The 23,682-nt window shown below is 67.1% G+C and carries 25 protein-coding genes and 1 tRNA gene; 11 read left to right on the top strand and 15 right to left on the bottom strand.

Annotated features, from left to right (window positions below):
- The first annotated feature begins 12 nt into the window (after positions 1 to 12).
- The gene (locus OKQ63_RS07150; protein ID WP_264213256.1) at positions 13 to 543 is read left to right on the top strand and encodes an Lrp/AsnC family transcriptional regulator; all 531 of its coding nucleotides are present in this window, start codon (positions 13 to 15) and stop codon (positions 541 to 543) included.
- 70 nt (positions 544 to 613) lie between these two features.
- Here the strand turns inward: OKQ63_RS07150 and OKQ63_RS07155 are convergent, their stop codons facing one another.
- The 8 genes from OKQ63_RS07155 to OKQ63_RS07190 form a co-directional block, all read right to left on the bottom strand.
- The gene (locus OKQ63_RS07155; RefSeq protein WP_264213257.1) at positions 614 to 1,693 is read right to left on the bottom strand and encodes a 2'-deoxycytidine 5'-triphosphate deaminase; all 1,080 of its coding nucleotides are present in this window, start codon (positions 1,691 to 1,693) and stop codon (positions 614 to 616) included.
- A 137-nt stretch (positions 1,694 to 1,830) separates the two neighbouring features.
- A tRNA-Pro gene (locus OKQ63_RS07160) sits at positions 1,831 to 1,907 on the bottom strand.
- Between the two features lie 93 nt (positions 1,908 to 2,000).
- Complete coding sequence (locus OKQ63_RS07165) at positions 2,001 to 3,731, bottom strand: MerR family transcriptional regulator (protein WP_264213258.1); 1,731 nt, start codon at positions 3,729 to 3,731, stop codon at positions 2,001 to 2,003.
- A 16-nt stretch (positions 3,732 to 3,747) separates the two neighbouring features.
- Complete coding sequence (gene ihfA / locus OKQ63_RS07170) at positions 3,748 to 4,050, bottom strand: integration host factor subunit alpha (protein ID WP_008207184.1); 303 nt, start codon at positions 4,048 to 4,050, stop codon at positions 3,748 to 3,750.
- A 101-nt stretch (positions 4,051 to 4,151) separates the two neighbouring features.
- Positions 4,152 to 5,123 (bottom strand): beta-ketoacyl-ACP synthase III, encoded by a 972-nt coding sequence (locus OKQ63_RS07175; RefSeq protein ID WP_264213259.1) that lies wholly within the window; start codon positions 5,121 to 5,123, stop codon positions 4,152 to 4,154.
- 17 nt (positions 5,124 to 5,140) lie between these two features.
- Positions 5,141 to 6,253 carry a phosphate acyltransferase PlsX gene (gene plsX, locus OKQ63_RS07180; RefSeq protein WP_264213260.1) on the bottom strand — a complete coding sequence of 371 codons (1,113 nt, stop codon included), beginning with the start codon at positions 6,251 to 6,253 and terminating at the stop codon, positions 5,141 to 5,143.
- Positions 6,254 to 6,290: 37 nt separating this feature from the next.
- On the bottom strand, positions 6,291 to 6,497 hold the full coding sequence (rpmF, locus tag OKQ63_RS07185) for a 50S ribosomal protein L32 (protein ID WP_008558107.1): 207 nt from the start codon (positions 6,495 to 6,497) through the stop codon (positions 6,291 to 6,293).
- A 224-nt stretch (positions 6,498 to 6,721) separates the two neighbouring features.
- The gene (locus tag OKQ63_RS07190) at positions 6,722 to 7,258 is read right to left on the bottom strand and encodes a YceD family protein (RefSeq protein WP_264213261.1); all 537 of its coding nucleotides are present in this window, start codon (positions 7,256 to 7,258) and stop codon (positions 6,722 to 6,724) included.
- 100 nt (positions 7,259 to 7,358) lie between these two features.
- Here OKQ63_RS07190 and OKQ63_RS07195 point away from each other — a divergent pair, with 100 nt between their 5' ends.
- The 3 genes from OKQ63_RS07195 to OKQ63_RS07205 all read left to right on the top strand — a co-directional run bounded on the left by OKQ63_RS07195 (position 7,359) and on the right by OKQ63_RS07205 (position 10,527).
- Entirely contained in the window at positions 7,359 to 7,832 is a 474-nt protein-coding gene (locus tag OKQ63_RS07195) for an outer membrane protein assembly factor BamE (RefSeq protein ID WP_264213262.1), read from the top strand.
- A 76-nt stretch (positions 7,833 to 7,908) separates the two neighbouring features.
- Positions 7,909 to 8,655, top strand: a complete 747-nt coding sequence (locus tag OKQ63_RS07200; protein ID WP_264213263.1) for a GNAT family N-acetyltransferase — start codon at positions 7,909 to 7,911, stop codon at positions 8,653 to 8,655.
- 63 nt (positions 8,656 to 8,718) lie between these two features.
- A complete protein-coding gene (locus OKQ63_RS07205; RefSeq protein ID WP_264213264.1) occupies positions 8,719 to 10,527 on the top strand; it encodes an ABC-F family ATP-binding cassette domain-containing protein in 1,809 nt (602 codons plus the stop codon).
- Between the two features lie 145 nt (positions 10,528 to 10,672).
- Here the strand turns inward: OKQ63_RS07205 and OKQ63_RS07210 are convergent, their stop codons facing one another.
- The 3 genes from OKQ63_RS07210 to OKQ63_RS07220 all read right to left on the bottom strand — a co-directional run bounded on the left by OKQ63_RS07210 (position 10,673) and on the right by OKQ63_RS07220 (position 13,372).
- Positions 10,673 to 11,227 (bottom strand): sugar O-acetyltransferase, encoded by a 555-nt coding sequence (locus tag OKQ63_RS07210; protein WP_264213265.1) that lies wholly within the window; start codon positions 11,225 to 11,227, stop codon positions 10,673 to 10,675.
- A gap of 363 nt (positions 11,228 to 11,590) precedes the next feature.
- Positions 11,591 to 12,346 (bottom strand): SDR family NAD(P)-dependent oxidoreductase, encoded by a 756-nt coding sequence (locus OKQ63_RS07215; RefSeq protein ID WP_264213266.1) that lies wholly within the window; start codon positions 12,344 to 12,346, stop codon positions 11,591 to 11,593.
- Positions 12,347 to 12,448: 102 nt separating this feature from the next.
- Positions 12,449 to 13,372, bottom strand: coding sequence for a GNAT family N-acetyltransferase (locus OKQ63_RS07220; protein WP_264213267.1), 924 nt, complete (start codon positions 13,370 to 13,372; stop codon positions 12,449 to 12,451).
- Positions 13,373 to 13,418: 46 nt separating this feature from the next.
- Between OKQ63_RS07220 and OKQ63_RS07225 the strand changes: the two genes are divergently transcribed.
- The 3 genes from OKQ63_RS07225 to OKQ63_RS07235 all read left to right on the top strand — a co-directional run bounded on the left by OKQ63_RS07225 (position 13,419) and on the right by OKQ63_RS07235 (position 15,069).
- Positions 13,419 to 13,556 (top strand): hypothetical protein, encoded by a 138-nt coding sequence (locus OKQ63_RS07225; protein WP_264213268.1) that lies wholly within the window; start codon positions 13,419 to 13,421, stop codon positions 13,554 to 13,556.
- A gap of 415 nt (positions 13,557 to 13,971) precedes the next feature.
- Positions 13,972 to 14,508: a dihydrofolate reductase family protein gene (locus tag OKQ63_RS07230; RefSeq protein WP_264213269.1), complete on the top strand. Its 537-nt coding sequence runs from the start codon at positions 13,972 to 13,974 to the stop codon at positions 14,506 to 14,508.
- Between the two features lie 63 nt (positions 14,509 to 14,571).
- Entirely contained in the window at positions 14,572 to 15,069 is a 498-nt protein-coding gene (locus OKQ63_RS07235) for a hypothetical protein (protein WP_264213270.1), read from the top strand.
- A gap of 80 nt (positions 15,070 to 15,149) precedes the next feature.
- On the opposite strand, the gene tyrS is transcribed toward OKQ63_RS07235, so the two are convergent.
- Positions 15,150 to 16,403 carry a tyrosine--tRNA ligase gene (tyrS, locus tag OKQ63_RS07240; protein WP_264213271.1) on the bottom strand — a complete coding sequence of 418 codons (1,254 nt, stop codon included), beginning with the start codon at positions 16,401 to 16,403 and terminating at the stop codon, positions 15,150 to 15,152.
- Between the two features lie 144 nt (positions 16,404 to 16,547).
- On the opposite strand from tyrS, the gene OKQ63_RS07245 reads away from it, so the two are divergent.
- Entirely contained in the window at positions 16,548 to 17,657 is a 1,110-nt protein-coding gene (locus OKQ63_RS07245) for an anhydro-N-acetylmuramic acid kinase (RefSeq protein WP_264213272.1), read from the top strand.
- A gap of 4 nt (positions 17,658 to 17,661) precedes the next feature.
- Positions 17,662 to 18,315, top strand: coding sequence for a phytanoyl-CoA dioxygenase family protein (locus OKQ63_RS07250; protein ID WP_264213273.1), 654 nt, complete (start codon positions 17,662 to 17,664; stop codon positions 18,313 to 18,315).
- Between the two features lie 94 nt (positions 18,316 to 18,409).
- On the opposite strand, the gene OKQ63_RS07255 is transcribed toward OKQ63_RS07250, so the two are convergent.
- Both OKQ63_RS07255 and OKQ63_RS07260 read right to left on the bottom strand, forming a co-directional pair.
- Entirely contained in the window at positions 18,410 to 19,312 is a 903-nt protein-coding gene (locus OKQ63_RS07255) for a fatty acid desaturase (RefSeq protein WP_264213274.1), read from the bottom strand.
- A gap of 45 nt (positions 19,313 to 19,357) precedes the next feature.
- A complete protein-coding gene (locus OKQ63_RS07260; RefSeq protein WP_264213275.1) occupies positions 19,358 to 19,777 on the bottom strand; it encodes a cupin domain-containing protein in 420 nt (139 codons plus the stop codon).
- 57 nt (positions 19,778 to 19,834) lie between these two features.
- On the opposite strand from OKQ63_RS07260, the gene OKQ63_RS07265 reads away from it, so the two are divergent.
- Positions 19,835 to 21,253, top strand: coding sequence for a protein adenylyltransferase SelO (locus tag OKQ63_RS07265; protein ID WP_264213276.1), 1,419 nt, complete (start codon positions 19,835 to 19,837; stop codon positions 21,251 to 21,253).
- Positions 21,254 to 21,381: 128 nt separating this feature from the next.
- Entirely contained in the window at positions 21,382 to 22,086 is a 705-nt protein-coding gene (locus OKQ63_RS07270) for an endonuclease/exonuclease/phosphatase family protein (RefSeq protein WP_264213277.1), read from the top strand.
- 235 nt (positions 22,087 to 22,321) lie between these two features.
- Here OKQ63_RS07270 and OKQ63_RS07275 read toward each other — a convergent pair whose 3' ends face one another.
- Positions 22,322 to 23,662, bottom strand: a complete 1,341-nt coding sequence (locus OKQ63_RS07275) for a DEAD/DEAH box helicase (RefSeq protein ID WP_264213278.1) — start codon at positions 23,660 to 23,662, stop codon at positions 22,322 to 22,324.
- Between the last annotated feature and the right edge of the window lie 20 nt (positions 23,663 to 23,682).

A 23,682-nucleotide genomic window follows, 5' to 3' on the forward strand; every position in this document is an offset into this window, starting at 1 on the left:
GAGCGGGCGGATATGGCGGAGGAAAAAACAGATGGGGTTCGGAAAAGCGCCGGGGCGGAGCGGGTGCCGGACGCTTTGGACCGAAAGATATTAGGCGCGCTGAGCGCCGACGCGACGCTGTCCTATGCGGCGATCGGGCAGGTGGCCGGCCTGTCGGCGCCGGCGGTGCATGAGCGGGTCAAGCGGCTGCGCGCCTCCGGCGCCATCGAGGCGACGGTGGCGCGGCTGGACGGCGCCGCGGTCGGCAAGCCGCTGCTGGCCTTCATCCATGTGGATACCGAAGGCTGGGGGGTGACCACGGATCTGCTGGCGCTGCAGGAAATGCCGGAGCTGGAGGAGGTGCACAGCTCGGCCGGGGACACCAACCTGATTCTGAAGGTGCGGGTGGCGTCGCCGCGGGCGCTGGAGGGGCTCTTGGCGCGGATCTATGAGGTCGGCTGCGTGCGCGCCACCCGCACCTATACGGTGCTGTCGACGCATCTGGACCGGCCGGTGCAGGCGGGCACGACAGAGGCGCTGGCCGCGGGCGGGCCGGTGAAGTAATTGATCTTCCGCCTGGCCGAAGGCCCGTCCGCCCCCACGGGCGGGCACTTCGTTTCGGTCCTGACCGCGGTCAGGCGGGCGTCTTGAAATGCTTTGACAGCTTCAGCCCCTGGCCCTGGTAATTGGAGGCAATCCCGGCGCCATAGAGTTGCTCGGGCACCTCGGCCATCTTCTCATAGACCAGCCGCCCCACGATCTGGCCGTGCTCCAGCACAAAGGGCGCCTCGTGGCAGCGCACCTCCAGCACCCCGCGCGAGCCGGTGCCGCCGGCCGCGTCATGGCCGAAACCGGGGTCGAAGAAGCCGGCGTAATGCACCCGGAACTCGCCCACCATCGCCAGATAGGGCGCCATCTCGGCGGCAAAGGCGGGCGGGATGTGCACCGCCTCGCGGCTGACCAGAATATAGAACGCGCCGGGGTCCAGGATGATGCGGCCGTCGCCGGTGCGCACCTCCTCCCAGTATTCCTGCGGGTCGTATTCGCCGATCCGGTCCAGGTCGATCACCCCGGTGTGCGGCTTGGCCCGGTAGCCGACCAGATCGGTGCCCGGCAGCTTGAGGTCGACGGAAAAGCCCAGCCCGTCCTCGATCACCGCCTCGCCATCAACCAGCGGGGAGCCTGCGTGCAGCATCTTCAGTTCGGCATCCGACAGCACCGCCTGGCCGGTGCGGAAGCGGATCTGGTTGAGCCGCATTCCCGGCCGCACCAGCACCGAGAACGACCGCGGGCAGATCTCGGCATAAAGCGGGCCGGTGTAGCCCGGCTTGATGCGGTCGAATTCCTCGCCGCCGTCGGTGATGGTGCGGGTCAGAAGGTCCAGCCGCCCGGTCGAGCTTTTGGCATTGGCCACCGCCGAGACATCCCTGGGCAGCGCCAGGCCTTCCATCAGCGGCACCACGTAGACGCAGCCCTTTTCCAGCACCGCGCCGCCGTCGAGGCTGATCCGGTGCATCTCGAACTCGCTGAGCCGGTCGGAGACGCTGCGGCCCTGGCCGGCCAGAAACGAGGCGCGCACCCGGTAGGCCACAGTGCCCAGCCGCAAATCGAGGCTGGCAGGCTGCACCTGGCCCTCCACCAGCGGCACGCTGACCGCGATTTCGCCGCGATCCAGCATTTTTTCAATGGTTTGGCTGGGCAAAACGCCTGTCATCCTATGTCCCCCTCCGCGCCGTCTTTGCGGCGATGCTGGCCCAATCGGCCGCGGTTCGCAATCCCCGTGCGCCATCGGCACAGCCGGGCCCGGATGCGAAAACGCCCGGGTGCGTGAACACCCGGGCGTTTTTCATATGGTCGGGCTAGCAGGACTCGAACCTGCGACCTTCCGTCCCCCAGACGGACGCGCTACCAGGCTGCGCCATAGCCCGTTGAAAAGCCTTCTAACCGTTTTGGCGGCAGGGGCAAGAGGGGGCGGCAACATTTTTTCTGCTGCCGCGCAGAAAACCTGCCGGGCGAGGCGGTTAGCGGTTCGAGGCCAGTGCCCGCAGCTCTTCGGCGCAGGCTTGAATGGCGGCCACGGACTGCGGCGGCAGGCTGCGGATGGCGGCAAGATGGGCCAGGATTCCGGGGTGCGGCGCGGCAGCAGGGGCCTCCTCCGCCTCTGGTTCCGCCGCCTCGGGGACTTCCGGCGCGGCTTCGGCGGCTTCCGGCGCGGGCTGCGCGCCGCCGGGGCCATTGAAGCCGGAGGCGAACTCCAGCGCATCCACCTGCCGGGCTGCCGCGTCCAGGTCGTGCGGCGGGAAGGAGACCGCAGGGTCGGCCGCCGGGTCCTCCAAAGCATCCTCCAGAGCGTCCTGCGCGCCGTCAGCCTGGCCGTGGGGCGGGTGTCCGGCCAAGGGGTCGGCAGGGCTGCCAAAGTCCAGCGGCTCTTCGGGCTGCAGGCCGGCCGCGGCCACCAGCGTGTCCTGGGCGGCGGCCGGCTCCGCTTCGGGTGCGGAGTCCGGTCCTGCCAGGTCCGGCGCATCAAAGGCAACAGGTTCCGCCGCAGCACCGGGGGTGTCCGCCAACGCCGGGCCGGCTGCAGGCGCGGTCTCCGCCAGCGGCTCCAGGTCTGCAAAAGGCCCGGATTCGGTCCCGGTGTCTGCCAGCGGCTCGGGGCCGTGTTCCCCAAGAGGCGCCAGTTCAGCTTCGAGAAGCGGCTCGTCCGCCGGCTCCGGGCCAGCCTCTAGGCCAGCTTCCGTGTCTGCCGGTTCCGGGGCAGGCTGCTCTGCCGCCGGGGCCGGATCTGCGGCGGCAGCGGGCGCCGGCGCCAGATCCTGACCGGGTCCGGCGTCCGGCCGGTCCGCGCGGTCCGCTGGTTCTGCGGCAGCCTCCGCGGCGGCGGGCCGGGTGTCCTGCACCGCTGCCGGCTCGCTTTCGGGGGCGAAGGCAGGGGGGGCTTCGGCGGCGGGCTCCGCCCCGTCATCCTCCACCGGTGCAGCGTCCGGAGACGGTTCTGCCTCCGCAGCCGCAGGCGGGGGGCCGGGCGGCAGCAGGCCGTCTGCCGGGAGCGGCTCTTGCGCGGGGGCCTCCGCAGGCTCCGGGGCGGTATCCCGGGCGGCGGCTGGCGGCGGTTCCGGCGGCGGCGCGCCGTCTTCCGGAGCGTCGTCCCGGAGGCTGTCCTGCCAGGGCGAGGCCGGCTCTGCGCCGGCTGCGGCATCCGCGGCGGGCTCCGAGGTGTCCTCGGCGGCGGGCTCCTGCGCCGCCGGCGCATCCAGATCCATCCGCATCTGCGGCGCGGCACCCTCCGCCGGGCTGCCGGGCCGGGACCCTTGCGCGGCGGGCGGCTGCGGAAAGCCGACGACATTGCCGCCGTCAGCCGCCGGGAAAGCCGCGTCCTGCGCGTCCGGTTCTGGGGTCAGATCCAGCGAGCTTTGCCAGTCATCCCCGAGCTTGTCGGCCGGGGGCACATCGGCGGGGCGTTCCTCGGCCGCGGCATCAAGCGGATGCGAGAAACCGGCGACATGGGCTGCGCCATGCTCGCGCAGTAGCGCCTGCACCTCCTTGATCGGCAGGCCGTCGTCATGCAGCAGCTTCTTGATGCCGCCCAGCAGCTGCATGTCCGCGGGCCGGTAATAGCGCCGCCCGCCGGCGCGCTTCACCGGCTTCACCTGGGTGAACTTGCTTTCCCAGAAGCGCAGGACATGCGCCTGCACGCCCAGCCATTCCGCAACTTCGCTGATGGTGCGGAAGGCGTCCGGTGATTTCGACATGGCTCAATTGGTCCCGTTATTTACGGTTGCCGTCTGCCACGCGGTCTTTCATCAGGTGGGAGGGCCGGAAGGTCAGCACGCGGCGCGGCTGAATCGGCACTTCTTCGCCGGTCTTCGGGTTGCGCCCGACCCGGGCTGACTTGTCCCTCACGCTGAATGTCCCGAACGAGGAGATCTTCACCTGTTCACCGCGCACCAGGGCGTCCGACATATGCTGCAGCATGCTTTCCACCAGCTGGGCGCTTTCGTTGCGCGACAGCCCGACTTCGCGGAAAACTGCTTCACTCAAATCCATTCGTGTCAGTGTTTTTTCGCCCATACCATTCCCCGTTGTTTTGCAAAGCATAGGGTGCGGGGAAATTCCCTGTCAATATCAATGAATTGCACAGGGTGTTTCGGGTGGCTATTCGCGCGGGAAGGTTACCAGCGCAGCACAACAGCCCCCCAAGCGAGACCGCCGCCGATGGCTTCGGTCACAATCAGGTCGCCTTCCTTGATCTGGCCGCGCTCTTTGCCGACGGACAGGGCAAGCGGAATGGAGGCGGCGGAGGTGTTGCCGTGATCCTGCACGGTTACCACCACGTTGTCCATGCTGAGGCCCATTTTCCGGGCGGTGCCCTGGATGATGCGGATATTGGCCTGATGCGGCACGATCCAGTCCACGTCGCCGGCGGTGAGGCCGGCCCGATCCAGCGCGGTGTTGGCGGTGGAGGCGAGTTTCTCGACCGCGTGGCGGAACACCTGGTTGCCCTGCATCCGCAGATGGCCGGTGGATTGGGTGGACACACCGCCATCCACATACAGAAGGTCCTTGTAGCGGCCGTCCGAATTGAGGTCGGTCGAGAGAATCCCGCGGTCCTTGTTGGTGCCCGCCAGCTCCTGGCCCTCCAGCAGCAGCGCGCCGGCGCCGTCGCCGAACAGCACGCAGGTGCTGCGGTCGGTCCAGTCCATGATCCGGCTGAAGGTTTCGGCACCGATCACCAGCACCCGCTCGGCCTGGCCCGAGGCGATCAGCGCATTGGCATTGCTGAGCGCATAGACAAAGCCCGCGCAGACCGCCTGCACGTCAAAGGCAAAGCCGCGCGTCATGCCCAGCTTGGACTGCACCATGGTGGCGGCGGAGGGGAAGGTGAGGTCGGCGGTGGAGGTCGCCACGATGATGGCGTCCACATCATCGGCCGTCAGGCCGGCAGCGGCCAAAGCGCGTTCAGCAGCCTTGGCGGCCATATCCGAGGTGGTCTCCCCCTCGGCGGCGAAATGGCGGCGTTCGATGCCAGACCGGCTGCGGATCCACTCATCCGTGGTATCCAGCGTGGCTTCGAATTCCGCGTTCTCAACCACCCGTTCGGGGAGATAGTGGCCAGTGCCAACAACTACCGCACGTCGCGTCATCCGGTGCCTGCCTTATTTTAATCTTTATCAGTGGCCGCCCGCAGGGCGCGGGGGGCAGGTTCATCTTGGGTAAGCGCGCCGGCAGATGCAACCCGCGCCGCCAGCTTTTCGGCGAATCCGTGCTGAGCCAGCCGGTAGGCCAGCTTGACCGCGGCAGAGACCCCGGTGGCATCGGCGCCGCCGTGGGATTTCACCACGGTGCCGTTGAGGCCGAGGAACACGCCGCCGTTGACGCGCCGCGGGTCCATGCGTTTTGACAGCCGTTTCAACGAGGTAACCGCCAGCAGTGCTGCAATTTTCGACAGGAACGAATACTGGAACGCCTCGCGCAGCGCGGTGCGCATCACCCGGGCGGTGCCTTCGCCGGTCTTGATCGCCACATTGCCGGTGAAGCCGTCGGTCACGATCACATCTACGGCATTGCCGGGAATGTCGCTGCCTTCGACAAAGCCGACGAACTCATAGCTTGCCTGTGCCGCGTGTTCCGCAATCAGCCCGTAGGCCTCCTTCAGCTCGGCGCGGCCCTTGTGCTCTTCGGTGCCGACGTTCAGCAGCCCCACCCGCGGGCGGGCGATATCCATCGAGTTGCGCACGTAGGAGGTGCCCATCAGCGCATATTGCAGCAGGTCCTCGGCATCCGCCTTCACGTCGGCGCCGACATCCAGCATCACGTTGAAGCCCTGCGGATTGAGCGACGGCCACAGGATGGCGATGGCGGGCCGGTTGACGCCGGGCAGCTTGCGCAGCCGCAGCATGCTGAGCGCCATCAGCGCGCCGGTGTTGCCGCAGGAGACGGCGCCCGCCGCCTCGCCGTTTTTGACCGCATCCAGCGCCGACCACATCGAGGTGCCCTTGCCGTTGCGCATCACCTGGGAGGGCTTGTCCTCCATCGTCACCACGTCGCGGACGTCGCGGATCTCGACGCGGCCCCTGAGGGCGCGCCTTTTGGCAACCAGAGGTTTCAGCTGCTCGGCAGGACCGTGCAGGATGAACCCGATATCCGGGTTCTTCTGCGCCGACATGGCAATGCCGGCCACCACAACAGCGGGGCCGGCGTCTCCGCCCATGGCGTCAACAGAAATGGTGATGCGGCCGGCTTCTGCCTGATTTTGCGCGGGTTTACCCGTCATGCGAAAGCCTGCCTGGCATCAGGATCCTGTCCGTGGCTTATGCCGCGTCCTCGTCGATCTCGATTTCGTCAGCTGCCGCGACGATTTCCTTGTCGTCGTAATGGCCGCAGGACGGGCACACGTGGTGCGGGCGCTTCAGCTCGCCGCAGTTGCCGCATTCGTTCGGGTTTGCAGCAACCAGTGCATCGTGCGCGCGGCGGTTGTTGCGGCGCGATTTGGATACTTTGTTCTGTTGGACGGCCATGTCTCAACCTTTGTCTGTTTGGGCCTTGGGGGCAGCCCCGCGGCGCGATTGCGTTCTGTTCGATCAGTCTGACGTGCGTTTAGGCGGCTGCCCGAGCATTGTCCAACCAAAAATTCCGATGAGCGCGCGAAAATACTGCGAATCTCCGGCGGCGCAAGGTGTTTTTTAGGGCAGCGCCGCCGCCGGTTCCAGATGCAATTTTCCGGGCTGCCGAGAATCCGCGTTCAGTCCTCATCCTTCAGCTGACCGCGCAGGGCGGCAAGCCCGGCAAACGGTCTGGCGTCCTCGTCGCGCATCGGCGCCGCGCCGGGTCTGGTATAGACCGCTTCGCCCAGTTCGGCGCCGTCCTTGCGCGGGTAGGCGGGGATATGCAGCGCCAGCGCCTCGGCCATCACCGCGCCCGGATCGATATGGCTGCCAAGCGCTTCGATGCTGTCATCCTCGGGCATTTCCGCCTCCGCCTCGTCAGGGGTTTCAAAGCGGGCCAGGTAGGTGAGCGCCACTTTCTCGTCGATCCGGGTGGTCACCGGCTCCAGCGTCACCACGCAGTCCTGCACCACGGTGGCGCCCAGGTCCGCCTTCAGCTGCCAGTCGCGCTTGCCGCGCGCGGTGATGGCGCCGGAAAAGCGCAGTTTGCGCAGGGCGGTCACCCCCAGCTCTGCCGCCAGCGCGGCCAGTTCCTCCTTGCCCGGAACGATTTCAAAGGCGGTCGGGGTGTTCTGCGGCAGATCCGCCACCCGCAAAGCGGTGCTCTCAGACATAATCGGGAACTTTCGTTTCTTGAACCGGAGGCGGTCATTAGGTAATCGGGTTCAAAGACGTATTCAAGCCGCACATTGCGGCGAGGCTCGGGGGGCCCCCATGTTTGCAAAGGCGTTTCACTACAAGTCCGTTCTGCGCGGCGCGGTATTCGCAGCCGCCGGGCTGGCGCTGGCGGCCTGTTCGTCGGTCTACCGCAAGCATGGCTACGTGCCGACACCCGGCCAGCTGGCCGAGGTGGTGCCGGGCATCGACACCCGGGATTCCGTCGCTGAAACCATCGGCATTCCATCCTCGACCGGGGTGCTGAACGAGAGCGGCTATTATTACGTCGCAACCCGGTTCCGCCATTACGGCGCGGCTGCGCCCAGGCCGGTGGCGCGCGATCTGGTGGCGATCAGCTTTGACGCGGCCGGGGTGGTGCAGGGGATCGAGCGCTACAGCCTGGAAGACGGCAAGGTGGTGCCGCTGGAACGCCGGGTGACCAGCTCCAGCGTGCAGGACAACACGTTCCTGCGCCAGCTGCTGGGCAGCCTGGGCAATTTTGGCCCCGACCAGTTCCTGCAGGACCAGTAAGACTGGATCCGCGGCGCTTCACCGGGCTGCCGCGGCGCGTGTGCTGAAGGGCGGGCCGGAGAACGGGGAGGCCGCGATGGCGGAGCCGGGCATGCTTCTGCGCAAGGGGCGCTACCGCGCCCGCCTGGCGGCGGCGGCGGCGGATGTGGCCGCGGCGCAGGACCTGCGCGCATTGTGTTTTCAGACTGCTGCCGCGGATTGCGATGTCTTTGATGCGGCTTGCGCGCATATGCTGGTGGAGGATCTGGCCAGCGGCGCGCTGGTCTGCTGCTGCCGGCTGCTGCTGCTGGAGGGCGGCGCCGAGCTGGAGCGCAGCTATTCGGCGCAGTTCTACGGTCTGCCGGGGCTGCAGGGGTTCCAGGGGCGGATGGCGGAGATGGGCCGGTTCTGCATCCACCCGGATTGGACCGACCCGGACATCCTGCGCATCGCCTGGGGCGCGATGGCCGTCTTTGTCGACGGGCACGGGGTGCGGATGCTGTTCGGCTGCTCCTCCTTTGCGGGCACGTCGCCGGACCGTTACCTGGACGCCTTTGCCCTGCTCAAGCACCGGCACCTGGCGCCGGTGTGCTGGCGGCCGCGGGTGAAGGCGCCCGAGGTGTTCCGCTTTGCCGCCCGGCTGCGGCGCAAGCCGGATGCGAAGAAGGCGATGCGGCACATGCCGCCGCTGCTGCGCACCTATCTGATGATGGGCGGCTGGGTCAGCGACCATGCGGTGGTTGATGCCGGTATGAACACGCTGCATGTGTTCACCGGGCTGGAAACCGGCGCCATCCCGGACGCCCGCAAACGGCTGCTGCGGGCGGTGGCCGGCGGGGAATGAGTATTTTTGCAAAGAAGAAGATGCGGCGTTGACGCGATTCTGCCGCCGGGGTAGCAGCCTGTCATGGCACGTATTCCTCTTTTGCAGATGTCCGGCATTTCCCTCACCTTTGGGGGCGATCCGGTTTTCGCCAATCTTGATCTGGTGGTGCAGCCCGGCGACCGGGTGGCGCTGGTGGGCCGCAACGGCTCGGGAAAATCCACGCTGATGAAGGTGATGGCGGGGATTGTCGAAGCCGATCAGGGCGCGATCGTGGTGCCGCCGGGCAAATCCGTCGGCTACATGGAGCAGGACCCGAAGATGGAAGGCTTTGCCACGCTTGGCGATTTTGCCGCCAGCGCGCTGGATCCGGGCGAGATGTACAAGGTCGAGCGCGCGGGCGAGGGGCTGAAGTTCGATCCCGCGCGGCCCGTCGGGACCGCATCGGGCGGCGAACGGCGGCGTGCGGCGCTGGCCAAGCTGATGGCCGAGGCGCCGGACCTGATGCTGCTGGACGAGCCGACAAACCATCTGGACATCGAGGCGATCACCTGGCTGGAAGACGAGCTGAAGGCGACCCGGGCTGCGTTTGTGCTGATCAGCCACGACCGCGCGTTCCTGCGGGCGCTGACCCGCGCCACCCTGTGGGTGGACCGCGGCGAGGTGCGGCGGCAGGAAAAGGGGTTTGAGCATTTCGAGGCCTGGCGCGACAAGCTGTGGGACGAGGAAGACCAGCAGCGCCACAAGCTGAACCGGCTGATCAAATCCGAGAGCCGCTGGGCGGTGGAGGGCATCTCGGCCCGGCGCAAGCGCAACATGGGCCGGGTGCGCGCGCTGCAGGACCTGAAGGCGGAACGCGCGGGCCAGATCAAGCGCCAGGGCACCGCCGAGATGGCGCTGGAATCCGGGCCGAAATCCGGCCGCAAGGTGATTGAAGCCGAGGGGCTGAGCAAGGCGTTCGGCGGCAAGCAGATCGTGCGCGATTTCTCGCTGAAGGTGCAGCGCGGCGAGCGGGTGGCCTTTGTCGGCCCCAACGGGGCGGGCAAGACGACGCTGCTGAAAATGCTCTTGGGCATGGACGCGCCGGATCAGGGCGCGGTGAAGCTGGGCACCAACCTGGAGATCGCGCTGTTCGACCAGACCCGCGAGCAGCTGGACGGTGATTCGACCCTGTGGGAGAACCTGACCGCCGATCCCCTGCTGGGGATTTCCGGCAAGGCGGATCAGGTGATGGTGCGCGGCCAGCCCAAGCATGTGGTGGGCTACCTCAAGGAATTCCTGTTCGACGACGCCCAGGCGCGCGCACCTGTGCGCTCGCTCTCGGGCGGCGAGAAGGCGCGGCTGCTGCTGGCGCGGCTGATGGCGCGGTCCTCGAACCTTCTGGTGCTGGACGAACCGACCAACGATCTGGATGTGGAAACACTGGACCTGCTGCAGGAGCTTCTGGACAATTACGACGGCACCGTGCTGCTGGTGAGCCACGACCGCGATTTCCTGGACCGGGTGGCCACCACCACGATTGCGATGGAAGGCGACGGCAAGGCCACCGCCTATGCCGGCGGCTGGAGCGATTACCTTGCGCAGCGCGGGCCGCTGGAGGGCGGCGCGAAGCCGGAGAAGGCCAAGGCTGCCAAGCCGAAGTCCAAGCAGGAGGCGGCGCCGAAGGACGGCCTCAGCTTCAAGGAAAAGCACCGGCTGGAGGCGCTGCCTGCGGAGATCGAGCGGCTGGAGGCGGAGATCGGCAAGCTGCAGGAGCTGATGGCGGATCCGCAGCTGTTCACCCGCGAGCCGGTCAAGTTCAAGAAGGCGACCGAAGCGCTGGTGGAGCGGCAGGAGAAACTGGCGGCGGCCGAAGAGGAATGGCTGCTGCTGGAGGAAAAGGCAGAGGCCTGAAGCGGCCGGTCCAGTCAGGGCAGCAAGGCTGACCAAATGTTTCGCGCGCGAAACATTTGGTCAAAGACACTGCCGTAAAACTTTGGAATTCATCAGGAAATGTGAGTTGCGGGTTTACGCGACGGGCGCTGCCCCCATCGTTTGTTTACCCGTTCAGAGGCCGGGCCGGGTTGCCTGCCACGGTGGCCCCTGCCGGAACATCGCGGGTCACGACCGCGCCCGCGCCGGCGATGGCGCCGTCGCCGATGGTGACACCCGGCAGGATGATCGCGCCGCCGCCGATCCAGACGTCCTTGCCAAGGGTGACAGGGAGAGCAATCTCCAGCCCCCTGGCGCGCAAATCCCTGTCCTTGTGGTGCCGGGCGCAGTAGATCTGCACATTCGGCCCCAGCAGGGTGCCGTCGCCGATGGTGACGGGCGCGCTGTCCAGGATGGTGCAGCCCGCGTTCAGGTAGACGTTGCTGCCGAGGGTGATGTGGATGCCGTAGGCGCAGTGGAAGGGGGCCTCGGCAAAGCAGTTTTCGCCGTGGCCTGCGAACAGCCGGGCCAGCGCCGGGCTGAACCGGCCGGCGGGATCGGGGGGGGCCGTGTTGTGCCGGTGCACCGCGAGACGGGCCTGGTGGCGCAACGCCTCCAGTTCGCTGTCCAGGCAACAGTACCAGCCGCCTGCCTGCATTTTCTGCCGTTCGGATCGGGTCATCGGAGCCTCCTGCGAAGAAGTGGACGGCGGAGCGGGCCGGCTGTCAACAGTGGCATCCGCTCCGCTGCAGAACGCTGAGGGGCGCGCCCGAGCCGAGGAGGGGGCGGATGCGCCCTCCCGTGGGGAGGGTCGGGCGCGGCCCGGGCTTGCAGCCCGTGCCAAGGGTTTTGCTGAGAAGCGCTTGAGGGGCAGGTGTGCCCCGCAAGACGCCATGTCCAGCGTGCTTGCCGCCGCTTGCGCGTCAAGGATGAACCCGTGCGGCGCATGGCGGTTCGGGGCTCCGCCGGTTCGCAAGCGAAACGCTCCCCCGGAGCGTTTCCAGGGAGCTTGCTTACCCCTTGACCCGCAATCAGCGGCGGGGTGTCAGCGCATCCGCAGAGCGCCGTCGATGCGGATGACTTCGCCGTTGAGGTAGCCCATCTCGACGATGAAACCGGCCAGGCGGCCGTATTCGCGCGGGTCGCCCAGGCGGGCCGGGTTGGGGACATCGGCGGCGAGCTGCTGCTGCACCTCTTCCGGCAGGCCGGCCAGCATCGGAGTCATGAAGATGCCGGGCGCGATGGTCATCACCCGGATGCCGGAGGACGCGAGATCGCGGGCCATCGGCAGGCACATGCCCGCGACGCCGCCCTTGGAGGCGGCATAGGCGGCCTGGCCCTTCTGGCCGTCGAAAGCGGCGATGGAGGCGGTGTTGATGATCACGCCGCGGGCGCCGTCCTCTTCGGGGTCATTTCTGGCGATCTCCACCGCGGCGAGGCGGGCAACGTTGAATGTGCCGACGAGGTTGATGTCGATGGTGCGCTGGAAGGCGTCGAGCGGATGCGGGCCGTCCTTGCCTGCGGTCTTGGCGCCGATGGCGATGCCGGCGCAGTTCACGCAGGCGGTGATCCGGCCCATCTGCTGAACCGCGTGGGCGATGGCGGCGGAGACCGACTCTTCGCTGGTCACATCGGTCCGGGCAAAATGCCCGCCGATCTCCTGCGCCACCCCGGCGCCGCGTTCGGCGTCGCGGTCCAGGATCGTCACCTGGGCGCCTTGTTCGGCAAAGTAGCGCGCGGTGGCCTCGCCGAGGCCGGAGGCGCCGCCGGTGATGACGGCAGCTGTCTGAGCAAGTTTCATGAGCGGGGCTCCTCCCGGTTATATGAACATGCGTTCATATAAGGCGGGCAGGCTGCGCCTGTCCAGCGGGACGGGGCGTCGCGGCAGGGGCGCGCGCGGATGTCAGCCGGACATCAGGCGGCGGTCGAGCGCTGCCAGAGGGCGCAGCAGGCGGCCCAGCGGCGGCCACCATCCCCAGGTGCCGCCCAGGCGGTGCAGCCGGGCGCCGGTGCCGAGTTTGAACCGGGCCAGCCCTGCGGCGTCCTCGGTGTTGATCAGCCCGAGGTCGAACTGACGGATGCCCTTGGCCGCCAGCCAGCAGGCGGCGTGCCACAACAGCAGGTTCTGGGCGCTGAGCTGTTTGCCGCGCGGGGTGGTGTGGGCGATGTGGTAGGTGGCACCGGTGCCATGCAGCAGGATCAGGATGGCGGCCACCGGCTCCTTGCCTGCAAAGGCCTGGAACAGCTTGGCCTTGCCCGGGTTCTGCTGCGCGTAGGCCAGGGTCAGGCCGATGGGCCAGCTGCGGTAGCCGCGGCCGGACTGCTGCCGGGCGTCGGCCTGGAACAGCCAGTGCCGCGGATCGGCGGGCAGGCTCTGGCGGCTGAGCCGCAGGGACTGGGCCTCGCCGTGCGTCAGCCGGTTGCGCCATTTCTGGTGCAATGCGGCGCGGCGCTGGTCCGGGCCGCCGGTGAGGTCGAGCAGCGCCGCATGCGCCGGGCTCATCAGCGGCACCGCGCCGCTGCGGGCCAGCGCAGGCTCCGGTGTTTCGGGCGACAGGATCAGCGGGGTGCGGCCCAGCCCGTGGTCCTGCAGAGCCGCGCGCAGGGCGGCGGGGTCCGCAATGGCGGCGCGGTTCACCATCGCCAGCGGCAGCCCGCCCGGCAGGCGGCGGCGCAGCACCAGCATGTCCTGCAGCTGCGGCAGCGTCACCGGAGACTGCCCGCAAGCGCGCAGGGCGCGGGCGAATTCGTCCGATTGCTGCAGCGCGCGGGGGCGCAGGGCGGCATTGCCGCAGGGCGGGGAGGGAACCGGAGAGGCATCAAACATGTTTCCTATTAACACGCTGGAAACCTAAATGAGGGTTAATGGAGCCATGAAACAGACAAAACAGATCATGGGGCAGGCGGCGGCCGCCCCCCGGATGACCAAAGCGGCGGCCCTGCTGATCGCAACCGGCCTGTCGGTGCCGGTATTTGCGCTGCTGACGCTGCTGGACACGCTGGCCTTCTGAAACCGGGACGACTCCCGCGCCCGCAGATGCAGCGGCTGCGCCGCTGAACCCTGGCGGCCTTGGGCTGGGCGCCGCTGCGCGGCGCGCTGCCGGGCTGTGCGCAGGCGTGGCGCATACGGATCGGAACTCGTCCCAGGAACTGCTCACAGGTGTGGCGGCCCGTGAACCGCGCGCGCAAGTGCGGGGCAGGCAGCGCCCTGGGAGGGGCGGCTGCTTAGCACGCATCGTTTTTGAGGAGCGGTGAAGGGCGGGGTTGTCCTTGGGGCGGCTCCCCTGCTGGTCAGGCAGCGCGCATGGTTCGCTACGAAAGTTCAGGCTGATTGCCTCCAGAAGATACCTTCGGGAGGCTCTTCTTTCTTGCCATTGCCAACGGCTGAAACTATATGCCGTATAGTTTTAGAGCAAGGAGGTGTGAATGACTACCGGGCATGTGTTTATTGCGACAAGCGTGGATGGATTTGTGGCCAGAAAAGACCATACGCTTGACTGGCTGGCCAAAAAGCCTGGCGTCGAAGGCGAGGATGGCGGCTTTGCCAATTTCATGGACAGCGTTGACGGGCTGATCATGGGGTCCGGCTCGTTCCGCACCTTGCTTGGGTTTGAGCAGTGGGTTTACACCAAACCGGTCATTGTTCTGAGCAGCAGTTTGACCGGCGCGGATATTCCAAAGCACCTGCAGACCAAGGTTCGCTTGAGCCGTTCCTCACCCAAGGCGCTGATGCAGGAACTTGATCAGGAAGGGTGGAAGCGCGCCTATGTCGATGGCGGCAAGATTGTGCAATCGTTCCTTCGGGAGGGGCTGATTTCCGATCTGACAATCACATCGGTTCCGATTCTGATCGGAGAGGGAATCCCGCTGTTCGGCACTGTCGAGGCGGATATTGATCTTGAGCTGATGCACTCGCGGCAGCTTGCAACCAGCATGATTCAAACAACTTATCGCGTAGTGTGACACATGGGCGGACGGATGGGGCGCCCGCCCAAAGCGGGAAGAACGCTCAGCAGGGCGGATGTTTTGGCTGAGGCCTTGCGGCTGCTCGATACGGGCGGCCAGTCAGCGCTGACCTTCAAAGCCCTCGGCGCAGCGCTGGAGATCACCCCCATGGCGGTTGCTCATCATGTGGGCAGCCGCCAGAACATGATGGAATTGCTTGTAAAGATGGTTTTCGAGGGCGTCGAGGCGCAGCCGGAGGCTGCAACGCCAGCCCTTCGCATTCGAGAGCTTGCACATCGGTATTGCGCGCGCGTGATCCGCCATCCTGCATTGGTGACGTCCATTCTGGAAAATCCCGGCCTGTTCGGCGGCTCCGTGCAGGCGCTGACTGAAAAGCTGAAGCTCGAAATCCTGGCGGCGGGGGGTGACGGCGCAGAAGCAGATGCCGTTCTGGACTTGATCGTCGATTACACGCACGGGTTTGCATTTGCGGCAGCGGCCGACCCGGACCGCTCGCTTTCCCTAGACGATTACGCAGTCAGGATTGACTGGATTCTCGACCGGATGGCGAAGATCTGACTGCACGGCTCCGCAGGGAGCCGTGCAGTCAATGTTTATCCTCGGGGGCTTGGCCCGGAGGCTGCCCTTTTCGCGGCCCGTCAGCCGGCCAGCTGCACCAGCGCGTGGCGTTTCTTGCCTGCGCTCAGCTTGATCGGCGAGGACAGCGCGCCCGCGTCGATCATCAGGCCCGCGTCGGTCAGCGGCTGGTCGTCCAGGCGGGCGCCGTTTTCCGCGATCAGACGCTTGGCGTCCTTGCCGGATTTGGCCAGACCCGATTTCACGATCAGCTGCACGATCGAGATGCCGTCGCCGAGATCCGCAGGCGACAGGGTCAGGGTGGGCAGGTCGTCGCCGACGCCGCCTTTCTCGAACACCTCGCGGGCGGTGGCCTCGGCTGCTGCCGCCGCGTCGGCGCCGTGCAGCAGCTTGGTCACCTCGTTGGCGAGGATCACCTTGCCCTCGTTGATCTCGGAGCCCTGCAGCGCGCCGAGGCGCTCGCATTCGTCGACCGGCAGCTCGGTGTAGAGCTTGAGGAAGCGGCCGACGTCGGCGTCGGTGGTGTTGCGCCAGAACTGCCAGAACTCATACGGGGAAAGCATCTCGCCGTTGAGCCAGATCGCGCCGCCCTGGGACTTGCCCATCTTGCGGCCGTCCGAGGTGGTCAGCAGCGGCGAGGTGAGGCCGTAGACCTCATGGTCGATCACCCGGCGGGTGAGGTCGATGCCGTTGACGATGTTGCCCCACTGGTCGGAACCGCCCATCTGCAGGACGCAGCCGTAGCGGCGGTTCAGCTCCATGAAGTCATAGGCCTGAAGGATCATGTAGTTGAATTCGAGGAACGACAGCGACTGCTCGCGGTCGAGGCGCGATTTCACGGACTCAAACGACAGCATCCGGTTCACCGAGAAATGGCGGCCGATATCGCGCAGGAATTCGAGGTAGTTCAGGTTGTCGAGCCATTCCGCGTTGTTGAGCATGATGGCGTCGTTTTCGCCCGCGCCGTAGGTGAGGTAGTTGGCGAAGACCTTGCGCATGCCGGCGATATTGGCGTCGATCTGTTCGGGGCCCAAGAGCGGGCGCTCGTCCGAGCGGAACGAGGGGTCGCCCACCTTGGTGGTGCCGCCGCCCATCAGGGTGATCGGTTTATGGCCGGTCTTTTGCAGCCAGCGCAGCATCATGATGTTGAGGAGATGCCCGACATGCAGCGACTGCGCGGTGGCATCATAACCGATATAGGCAGGCTGAACCCCCTTCAGCAGCGCCTCGTCCAGGCCCTGGTAATCGGTGCAGTCGGCCAGATAGCCGCGTTCCATCATCACTGCGATGAAATCCGATTTGGGAGTGTAGGTCATAACATGCCTCGGTTTCTAGGTTTTGCACCTTGCTCCTATAAATCGCATTTGTGCCGGTTGGAACCTGTTTTCCCGGCAAATGATGCGCTGTAGTATCACGCCGAACGGGCGGCACGGCCCGGATCCTTGGAAGGGGCGGGGGCGATGAGCAAGGCCATTGCAAAAACGGGTGCAGTGCGGGCGCTGGGAGCGATGAGCGGCACTTCGCTGGACGGGGTGGATGCCGCCGTGGTGGTGACAGACGGCGCGCGCATTCACGGGTTTGGCGAGAGCAGTTACCGCGAATATACCGCTGCGGAGCGCAGCGTGCTGCGGGCCGGGCTGGGCAAGTGGACCGGACCGGAGGTGGACGCTGCGGCAGAGGTCTGCGATGCCGCCCATGCCGAGGTACTGGCCGGGTTCCCGGAGGCCGAGATCATCGGCTTTCACGGCCAGACCCTGGCCCATGCGCCGCGGCGGCAGGGCACCCTGCAGGTGGGCGACGGGGCGGCGCTGGCGGAGCGGCTGGGCAAGCCGGTGGTGTGGGACTTCCGCTCCGACGATGTGTCGATGGGCGGCGAGGGCGCGCCGCTGGCGCCGTTTTTTCATTTTGCCTGCGCGAAATACATCGGCGCCACGCGCCCCTTGTGCTTCCTCAACCTCGGCGGGGTCGGCAATCTGACCTATGCGGATCCGCGCTTTGACCGCCCCGAAGAGCCCGGCGCACTGCTGGCGTTCGACACCGGCCCGGCCAATGCGCCGGTCAACGATCTGGTGCAGGAGCGGCTGGGCATTCCCTGGGATGCGGACGGCAGGGTGGCGCGGTCGGGCACCGTGGAAACCGGTGCGCTGGAGCTGTTCCTGGCGGAGCCGTATTTTGCAAGAATGCCGCCCAAATCGCTGGACCGGAACGATTTTGCCGAGATGGTGACGCTGGTGCGCGAGCTTAACAATGCCGATGCTGCCGCCACGCTGACGGCAATGTGCGCAGCCAGCGTGGCCCAGGGGATGGAGCATTGCCCGGAGCCGCCGGAAGTGGTTCTGGCCACTGGCGGCGGGCGGCACAATCCGGTGCTGATGCAGATGCTGCGGGTCTCGCTCGACTGCGAGGTGAAGCCGGTGGAGGATGCGGGTCTGGACGGCGACATGCTGGAGGCGCAGGCCTTTGCCCATCTGGCAGTGCGGGTGGCCCGCGGGCTGCCCACATCGGCGCCCGGCACCACCGGGGTGCGCGCCTGTGTCGGCGGCGGCGTGGTGAGCGTGCCGGGGGTGTGACGCGGTGCCGGGGCACAGCGAACTGGACACTCTGGGCCGCTGCTGGCTGAGGCAGGTACTGACACCTGCGACTCTTGCCCGGCTGGACATGTGCTATTCCGGTTTCGGCGAGGCCGGAGCGCGGATTTCAGACTTGGCGCCGTTTAATGCGCCGGAGATCCGGCAGGCCCTGCACTGGATGCGGCCGGATCCCTTTGCCACCCGGGCGGTGGCCTTTGACAAGGCAGAGGGCCGGAACTGGTCGCTGCCCTGGCATCAGGACCGGGTCATCGCGGTGAAGGAGAAGCTGGAAACGCCCTTGGCCCGGAACTGGTCCTGCAAGGGGGGAGTCTGGCACTGCGAACCGCAGGACGCTGTCCTTGGAAGAATGCTATTTGTCCGCCTGTATCTGGATGACGTCTCGGAACAGACCGGCGGCATGCAAATGGCGCTGGGCAGCCACAAAAGGGGTGTTCTGAAGAAGAAAGAGGTGCAGGCGCTGGCAGCAGGTTGCAATCAGGAAACTGAACAGGCCCGGCGCGGTGACATGCTGGTCATGGACATGCTGCTGGTGCACAGGTCTTTGCCGGCGCAGTCGCAGCAGCCCCGGAGGGTGATCAGGGCGGACTACGCAAACAGCGCCTTGCCTGCACCGCTTGCATGGGCGGCCGAAGGCTGACCGTCTGCGCCTCACCCGGCTGCAAGCGCAAGAATTTTCAGAAAATTCTTGCCAAATTTCTTAAGCAAGAAATTTGCCGCCTGCGGCGGGCGGGTCAGCGGGGAAGCTGGCGGAGGTAATCTGCGGTGAAGGCGCCATAGCCGTGCGACATCGATGCCAGATGGGCCCGGGTGATGGCATGGAAGGCGGGCAGCTGGTGGAAGGGCACGGCCGGGAAGGCATGATGCTCGGCGTGATAGGGCATGTTCCAGGCCAGAAAACGCACCAGCCGGTTGGTCAGCGTGGTGCGGGAGTTTTCCAGCATGTTGGCAACCGGCGGGCAAAGGCCGTGCTCGGCCAGGAGATACGCCCGCAGGAACGGCTGGCCGATCAGCAGCGGCAGGAGCCACAGCCACAGGACCAGCGGCGACACCAGCAGCGTCAGCAGCGCGGCTGCATGGACCGCCAGCAGCACCCGTGCCTCAAGCCGCATCGCTGCGTGGCGGCGCTGCGGCAGATACGGCGCGTCCATGGTGCCAAAGGCGTTGCGCCACAGCGTCAGCGCCATGCCGCGCCAGTAGCCCCAGCCGCTGAGATACCGCAGCCATTGCGGCAGGGTCTCCGGGCGGGGGCCATGCTCCAGTTCCGGATCGCGGTCCGGGTCATTGGTGAATTTGTGGTGCGCCAGATGGAAATAGCGGAACCAGACAAAAGGCAGGGCGATGGCCAATGCGCAGACATGGCCCGCAGCCTCGTTCAGCCATCTGCTGCGGAACGGCGTCTGGTGGGTGCATTCGTGGCTCAGCGTGAACAGGAACACCAGCAGCACCCCCTGCGGCAGCATCAGCAGCGGCCATAACGGCGCTTGCAGCGCGATGCCTGCCGTGCAGGCGGCAAGGGCACCGAGGTAAAGCGCCAGATGCCTGAGCCCGGCAGTATTGGAGCGCGCCGTCAGCGCCGCCCTGGTATCCGGCGCCAGCGCTGTGACGACAGAGGTGTGATCCGAAGGTGCAGGCATATGGATAGAATGGCCCGGCCGGCCGGTGCGGCGCAAGGCCCGGAGTCAGCCGTGCGGGATCTCGAAGCCGGGTTCCGCCAGCTCGAATCCGTCGAATTGGAAACCGGGGGAGACAGTGCAGCTCACCAGCGTGAAGCCGCCGGTGCTACGGGCGGCTTGCCAGTGCCCCTTGGGCACGATCAGCTGCGGCGCGCCATTGGCCAGGTCCGGGCTGAGCAGGCGGTCTGCTGCCGGGCCTTCCTCTGACGCTGCCATCGACAGCACCAGTGGCGCACCCGCGTGGTAAAGCCAGATCTCGGTGGCATCGACACGGTGCCAGTGGCTGCGCTCGCCCTGCTGCAACAGGAAGTAAATACAGGTGCCTGTGGGCCGCCCTTCGTTCTCTGCCCGCCAGGTTTCCCGGAACCAGCCGCCTTCGGGGTGCTGCTGCAGGCCGAGGTGCCGGATGATCTGATCGGCGGTCATGTCTGTTCTCTCCGCATTGGCGCTGGTAAATCTCCATCGCAAGCATATGTTTGGGCCATGGCATTCACGATCCCCTTTGACAACACCTATGCTGCCCTGCCGGGGCAGTTCTACTCCAAACTGGCGCCGCAGGCGGTGAAGGCGCCGCGGCTGATCGCCGTCAACGAGGATCTGGCCCGGATCATGGGGATCACTCCCGGCGGGCCGGCGGAAATGGCCGAGGTCTTTGGCGGCAATGTGCAGCCGGATGGCGCCGATCCGCTGGCGCAGCTGTATTCCGGGCATCAGTTCGGCACCTACAATCCGCAGCTGGGCGACGGGCGGGCGATTCTGCTGGGCGAGACGGTGGGCACCGATGGCAAGCGTCGCGATATCCAGCTGAAGGGGTCGGGCCGCACGCCGTATTCGCGGGGCGGCGACGGCCGGGCCTGGCTGGGGCCGGTGCTGCGCGAATATGTGGTCAGCGAGGCGATGCACGCGCTGGGCATTCCCACCACCCGCGCTCTTGCCGCCGTGGAAACAGGCGAAACCGTCTGGCGCGAAGGCGGGCTGCCCGGTGCGGTGCTGACCCGGGTGGCGGCGAGCCATCTGCGGGTGGGCACCTTCCAGGTGTTTGCGGCGCGCGGCGACAAGCAGAGCCTCAGGCAGCTGACGGACTATGCGATTGCCCGCCATTTTCCGGAGGCCGAGGGGCCGATGGGGCTGCTGAAGGCGGTGCGCGATGCCCAGGCGGAGCTGATTGCCGTCTGGATGGCGGTGGGGTTCATCCACGGGGTGATGAACACCGACAATTCTTCGATTTCGGGCGAGACGATCGATTACGGGCCCTGCGCCTTCATGGATGTCTATCACCCGCACACGGTGTTTTCCTCGATCGACCGCGGGCGGCGCTATGCCTATGCCAACCAGCCGAATATAGCCGTGTGGAACCTGGCGCAGCTGGCCACCGCGCTGATCCAGCAGCTGGATGACCCGGAGGCCGCTGTCGCAGAGGCCACCGGGATTGTCCACGCGATGCCGGGGCTGACCGAGGCGGCCTGGCTGCGGCGGTTCAGGGCCAAGCTGGGGCTGACCTCGGCGCGGGAGAGCGATCTGGAGCTGGTCACCGGCCTGCTGACGCGGATGGCCGAGAACCAGAGCGATTTCACCAACACCTTCCGGGCACTGGCCGCGGGCACCGCCCGGGACCAGTTCACCGATCCGGCGGTGTTTGACGGCTGGGCGGAGGGCTGGCAGGCGCGGCTGGAGGGCGAGCCGGACCCCAAGGCGGTGATGCGCGCCGCCAATCCGGCGTTCATCCCGCGCAACCACCGGATCGAGGAGATGATCGCGGGCGCCGTGGCGGGGGATTATGCGCTGTTCCACCGGCTGAACGCGGTGCTGGCGCGCCCTTACGAGGACCAGCCGGAGCATGGCGATCTGCAGCGCCCGCCGTTGCCGGAGGAAGTGGTGCAGGCAACCTTCTGCGGCACCTGATCCCTTGTTCTTCTGGCTGAAAGCTCAAGAGGGGGCAGGCAGCCCCCTGTGCCGGCCGCGTTCTGATTGCCTGTTGAGATGGAAACGCAATGTGCGCCACACTTGGGGTCTAGCCGCGGGAAGACCAGATGCTGAAGAAATCACCGCCGGACACGCTGCGGATTGCCAGCTACAACATTCAAAAATGCGTCGGCCTGGACCTGCGCCGGAGGCCGGAGCGCATCCTGCAGGTGATCGCCGGGCTGCATGCGGACGTCGTGGTGCTGCAGGAAGCGGACAAGCGGCTGCCGCCGCGGCCCGCGGCGCTGCCGCATTTTCTGATCGAGGAGACCGGCTGGCAGGCGGCGGACCTGGGCGGGGCGGGATCGCTGGGCTGGCATGGCAATGCGGTGCTGTTCCGCAACGGGGTGCAGCTGCGGGCAAAGGGGCATATCGCGCTGCCGGGGCTGGAGCCGCGCGGCGCGGTCTGGGCGCTGCTGGAGACGGAGGTGGGCCCGGTGCGGGTGATCGGCGCGCATCTGGGGCTGACCGGCCGCGCCCGGCGCGAGCAGATGCATGCGCTGGCGCGCGCCTGCAAGGCGCAGGACGCGGCGGTGGTGCTGGCGGGGGATTTCAATGAATGGTCGCGCACGCCGGTGCTGGAGCATATCGCCCCGGCGCTGACCTTTCTGCCGCCGAAAGCCAGCTTTCCGGCGCTCAGGCCCCTTGGCGCGCTGGACCGGATTGCCCATTGCAAGCGGCTGAAGGCGGTGGCGCACGGGGTGCATGGCGCGCGGCCTGCGCATATCGCCTCGGACCATCTGCCGGTCTGGGCGGATCTGCAGGCGGAGTGAGGCCGGGCAGAGGGGCTCCCGCGCCCGCAGGGGGGGCAGGCGGCGCCTGCCCCCCCTTGGCGGCCTTGGGCCTAGCGCTGCTGCGCAGCGCATCTTGCTGCTGAGAGGCGCCCAAGGGCAGGTGTGCCCTTGGGCGCCGTTTCAAGTGTGCTGCCCGCCGTCACCGCGTCAAGGGCAGGCCGCGCGTGCCGCGCGGTCCCTGCGGGACCCTTGACCCGGTGCCGGCGGGAGGAGGTCAGCGCGCGCGCTGTTTCTGGCCGCTGCGCTGGGCGCCGCCAGGGGTCCCGCCGCCGGCGCTGGCGCCCTGGGGTTTGCCCTTGCCGGCGCCAGCGCCGCCGCGGCGGCGCTGGCCGCCGGGTTTGCCGCCGCCGAAACCGCCGCCGCCGCGGCGGCCGTTGGGTCGGCCGCCCGGTTTGCCGGAGGGCGCGGCGGGATCGGGCATGGCTTCCCAGGCGCGGCCGGAGGCCACGGGGATGGTGATCTTCATCACCTTCTGGATCGCCTTCAGCTCATCCATCTCATCCGGCGCGCAGAACGCGATGGCGGCGCCGTCCTTGCCTGCGCGCGCGGTGCGGCCGATGCGGTGGACGTAGGCGTCAGGCACATTCGGAAGCTCGTAGTTGTAGACGTGCTTCACGTCGGGGATGTCGAGGCCGCGGGCGGCCACATCGGTGGCCACCAGAACCTTGATGTCGCCGGATTTGAAGGCAGCAAGGGCGCGTTCGCGCTGGCCCTGGGATTTGTTGCCGTGGATGGCGGCGGCGGCAAAGCCTGCCTTGTCCAGCACCTTCATCAGCTTTTCCATGCCGTGCTTGGTGCGGCCGAAGACCAGCGCGCGCTCGTGCTTGTGGTCGGCCAGCAGTTCCTTCAGCAGGCTCAGCTTTTCCGCCTTGGCGATGAAATGCACCGACTGGGTGACCTTGTCGGCGGCCTTGCCCGGGGGCGAGACCTCGATCCGGACCGGGCTTTGCAGGTAGGAGTTGGCGATCTCGTTCATCTGCTTGGGCATGGTGGCCGAGAACAGCATGGTCTGGCGCTCGGTCGGCAGCAGCGCCGCGATCTTGCGCAGGGTGTGGATGAAGCCGAGATCCAGCATCTGGTCGGCCTCGTCCAGCACCAGGAAGTCGCAGGAGCCAAGATCCAGCGCGCCGCGGTCGAGGATGTCGATCAGGCGGCCCGGGGTGGCGACCAGGATGTCGGTGCCCTTGGCAATGCGGGAAATCTGCGGGTTGATGGAGACGCCGCCGACCACCAGGCCGACCTTCATCGGGGTGTTTTCGGTGAGGCCCTTCAGCGTGTCGGCGATCTGGTTGGCCAGCTCGCGGGTCGGTGCCAGCACCAGGCCGCGCACGGTGTTGGCGGCGGGCTTGCGGCCGTATTGCATCATCTGCGCGATCAGCGGCACGCCGAAGGCGGCGGTCTTGCCGGTGCCGGTCTGCGCGAGACCCAGCACATCCTGGCCGTTCAGGGCATGCGGAATCGCGCGGGCCTGGATCGGGGTGGGATCGTTGAGGCCCATGTCCTGGAGACGGGAAAGGAGCTTTTCAGGCAGCCCCATGGTCGAAAATTCAGTCACGTATCATCCTTTCACAGCCC

This window comes from Leisingera thetidis, assembly GCF_025857195.1.
Classification (GTDB): domain Bacteria; phylum Pseudomonadota; class Alphaproteobacteria; order Rhodobacterales; family Rhodobacteraceae; genus Leisingera; species Leisingera thetidis.

Bases quoted from the DNA above. Each gene is read 5' to 3' on its own strand.
- OKQ63_RS07150 (WP_264213256.1), top strand. From the start codon at position 13: ATGGCGGAGGAAAAAACAGATGGGGTTCGGAAAAGCGCCGGGGCGGAG.
- OKQ63_RS07155 (WP_264213257.1), bottom strand. From the start codon at position 1,693: ATGACAGGCGTTTTGCCCAGCCAAACCATTGAAAAAATGCTGGATCGC.
- OKQ63_RS07165 (WP_264213258.1), bottom strand. From the start codon at position 3,731: ATGTCGAAATCACCGGACGCCTTCCGCACCATCAGCGAAGTTGCGGAA.
- ihfA (WP_008207184.1), bottom strand. From the start codon at position 4,050: ATGGGCGAAAAAACACTGACACGAATGGATTTGAGTGAAGCAGTTTTC.
- OKQ63_RS07175 (WP_264213259.1), bottom strand. From the start codon at position 5,123: ATGACGCGACGTGCGGTAGTTGTTGGCACTGGCCACTATCTCCCCGAA.
- plsX (WP_264213260.1), bottom strand. From the start codon at position 6,253: ATGACGGGTAAACCCGCGCAAAATCAGGCAGAAGCCGGCCGCATCACC.
- rpmF (WP_008558107.1), bottom strand. From the start codon at position 6,497: ATGGCCGTCCAACAGAACAAAGTATCCAAATCGCGCCGCAACAACCGC.
- OKQ63_RS07190 (WP_264213261.1), bottom strand. From the start codon at position 7,258: ATGTCTGAGAGCACCGCTTTGCGGGTGGCGGATCTGCCGCAGAACACC.
- OKQ63_RS07195 (WP_264213262.1), top strand. From the start codon at position 7,359: ATGTTTGCAAAGGCGTTTCACTACAAGTCCGTTCTGCGCGGCGCGGTA.
- OKQ63_RS07200 (WP_264213263.1), top strand. From the start codon at position 7,909: ATGGCGGAGCCGGGCATGCTTCTGCGCAAGGGGCGCTACCGCGCCCGC.
- OKQ63_RS07205 (WP_264213264.1), top strand. From the start codon at position 8,719: ATGGCACGTATTCCTCTTTTGCAGATGTCCGGCATTTCCCTCACCTTT.
- OKQ63_RS07210 (WP_264213265.1), bottom strand. From the start codon at position 11,227: ATGACCCGATCCGAACGGCAGAAAATGCAGGCAGGCGGCTGGTACTGT.
- OKQ63_RS07215 (WP_264213266.1), bottom strand. From the start codon at position 12,346: ATGAAACTTGCTCAGACAGCTGCCGTCATCACCGGCGGCGCCTCCGGC.
- OKQ63_RS07220 (WP_264213267.1), bottom strand. From the start codon at position 13,372: ATGTTTGATGCCTCTCCGGTTCCCTCCCCGCCCTGCGGCAATGCCGCC.
- OKQ63_RS07225 (WP_264213268.1), top strand. From the start codon at position 13,419: ATGAAACAGACAAAACAGATCATGGGGCAGGCGGCGGCCGCCCCCCGG.
- OKQ63_RS07230 (WP_264213269.1), top strand. From the start codon at position 13,972: ATGACTACCGGGCATGTGTTTATTGCGACAAGCGTGGATGGATTTGTG.
- tyrS (WP_264213271.1), bottom strand. From the start codon at position 16,403: ATGACCTACACTCCCAAATCGGATTTCATCGCAGTGATGATGGAACGC.
- OKQ63_RS07245 (WP_264213272.1), top strand. From the start codon at position 16,548: ATGAGCAAGGCCATTGCAAAAACGGGTGCAGTGCGGGCGCTGGGAGCG.
- OKQ63_RS07255 (WP_264213274.1), bottom strand. From the start codon at position 19,312: ATGCCTGCACCTTCGGATCACACCTCTGTCGTCACAGCGCTGGCGCCG.
- OKQ63_RS07260 (WP_264213275.1), bottom strand. From the start codon at position 19,777: ATGACCGCCGATCAGATCATCCGGCACCTCGGCCTGCAGCAGCACCCC.
- OKQ63_RS07265 (WP_264213276.1), top strand. From the start codon at position 19,835: ATGGCATTCACGATCCCCTTTGACAACACCTATGCTGCCCTGCCGGGG.
- OKQ63_RS07270 (WP_264213277.1), top strand. From the start codon at position 21,382: ATGCTGAAGAAATCACCGCCGGACACGCTGCGGATTGCCAGCTACAAC.